This is a genomic window from Cereibacter changlensis JA139 (assembly GCF_003034985.1).
Lineage (GTDB): Bacteria > Pseudomonadota > Alphaproteobacteria > Rhodobacterales > Rhodobacteraceae > Cereibacter > Cereibacter changlensis.
On record NZ_PZKG01000290.1, the window covers coordinates 1 to 2,212 of the forward strand.

At 67.9% G+C, this 2,212-nt stretch carries 2 protein-coding genes; one reads left to right on the forward strand and one right to left on the reverse strand.

The window, feature by feature from the left end; genetic code table 11:
• Nucleotides 1-793, reverse strand: a 793-nt coding sequence (locus tag C5F48_RS23320) for a DMT family transporter (protein ID WP_107666071.1), incomplete at its 3' end; no start/stop codon positions are given.
• Between the two features lie 133 nt (nt 794-926).
• On the opposite strand from C5F48_RS23320, the gene C5F48_RS23325 reads away from it, so the two are divergent.
• A partial coding sequence (locus C5F48_RS23325; protein ID WP_107666072.1) for an adenine deaminase occupies nt 927-2,212 on the forward strand: 1,286 nt, incomplete at its 3' end.

The following is a 2,212-nucleotide window of genomic DNA, read 5'->3' on the forward strand; positions in this document are numbered from 1 at the left end:
CGGCGAAGACGAAATAGCCGATCAGCAGGGCGAAGAGCATCGAGGCATATTCGAAGGGCGCGATGACCGAGGCGTCGGCATAGCGGTAGCTGGAGGTCAGCAGGATCTGGGCGCAGCCGCCGAGGATGCCTGCGCCGACCAGCAAGGCCAGGTCGCGCGCGTCGGGAACCACCCAGCCGAAGGGCAGGGTGCAGAGCGCCAGCAGCGTGCCGGTGAGCGAGAAGTAGAAGACGATGGCCGAGATCTGCTCGGTCTCGACCAGCTTGCGCACGAAGGTCTGGGCGAGGGCGGAAAACACCGCGCCCGCCAGCACGACCATGGCGCCAAAGGCCTCGGCATGGTCGAGCATGCCGCCGGTGGCGACCGAGAGCCGGGGCGAGAGCACGATGAGCACGCCGACGAGGCCGAGCACCACCGCCGAGATGCGGAAGGCGCGGACCTGCTCGCCCAAGAACATCGCGGCGAAGATGACGACGAGCAGCGGTGCGGCATAGCCGATGGCCGTCACCTCGGGCAGCGGCAGGTAGCCGAGCCCGGCGAAACCGCAGCCCATGGCGCAGGTGCCCATCAGCCCGCGCCAGACATGGCCCAGCGGATTGCGGGCGCGCAGCCCCGTCGCCAGCTCGCGCCGCGAGGCCAGCCAGACGAGGATCACCGGCATGGCCAGCAGCGATCGGAAGAACACGGCCTCGCCCGGGGGGATGGTGTCGGCCGTCGCCTTGATCATCGAGGACATCACGATGAAGATCAGCACCGAGGCGACCTTGAGGCCGATGCCACGCAGCGGCTGCATGGGAAAATCCTTCTCCGGGCGTAAGGTTACGCAGAAGGATCATCATATTCCGGCAGGTTCAAGGGCGAATGGCCACTGGACGGCGGCCGCGCGCTGCGGTTCTGTGGTCGCCACATCCAGAGGGAGACTGCCCATGCGCCCGAACTTGTCCGACCTGATCGATCAGGGTCGCGGGATCGCCCCCGCCGATCTGGTGCTGCGCGGCGGGCGGGTCTTCGACCTGATCACCGGCGATCTGGTCGAGGGCGACGTGGCGATCTGCGGCGATACCATCGTCGGCGTCTTCGATCATTACGAGGGGCGCGAGGTGATCGACTGCACCGGGAAGATCCTCGTGCCGGGGTTCATCGACACGCATCTGCATATCGAAAGCTCGCTGGTGACGCCCTTCGAATTCGACCGCTGCGTTTGCCCGCGCGGCGTGACCACGGCGATCTGCGATCCGCACGAGATCGCCAATGTCTGCGGGCTGGAGGGGATCGAGTATTTCCTCGCAGCCGCGTCGCGCACGGTGATGGACATCCGGGTGCAGCTGTCCTCCTGCGTGCCCTCCACCCATATGGAGACGGCGGGGGCGCGGCTGGAGGCGGCGGATCTGGCGCCGCTGATGGATCATCCGCGGGTGATCGGGCTGGCCGAGTTCATGAACTTTCCCGGCGTGCTGATGAAGGACGAAGGCTGCCTCGCCAAGCTGGAGGCGTTCCGCGGGCGGCATATCGACGGCCATGCGCCCCTGCTGCGCGGGCGCGACCTGAACGGCTATATCGCCGCCGGCATCCGCACCGAGCATGAGGCGACGACGGCGGAGGAGGGGCTGGAGAAGCTCAGGAAGGGGATGCGGGTGCTGATCCGCGAGGGGTCGGTCTCGAAGGACCTGCACGCGCTGGCGCCGCTATTGACCGAGCGGCAGGCGCCTTACCTGTGTTTCTGCACCGACGACCGCAACCCGCTGGACATCGCCGAGCATGGCCATCTGGATTACATGATCCGCACCGCCATCGCTTTGGGCGCGCCGCCGCTGGCGGTCTATCGCGCGGCGAGCCTGTCGGCGGCGGAGGCCTTCGGGCTGAAGGACCGCGGGCTGATCGCGCCGGGCAAGCGGGCGGATATCGCGGTGATCGACACGCTGGAGGGCTGCCATGCCTCGCTGGTGTTGTCGGGCGGGGTGGTGGCGGATGACGCGGCCTTCGCGCGGCGCGAGGTGATCCCGCCGGTGGCGCGGCACTCGGTGAAGGCGGGGCGGGTCGAGCCGCATCACTTCCGCTGCAGCGGCAACCGGGTGGAGACGCCGGTGATCGGCATCCTGCCGGGCAAGATCATCACCGAGCATCTGAGCTTCGAGATCAGCCCCGAGGATGGCGACAAGCGGCCCGATGTCTTACGCGACCTGATGCGGATCGCGGTGATCGAGCGGCATGG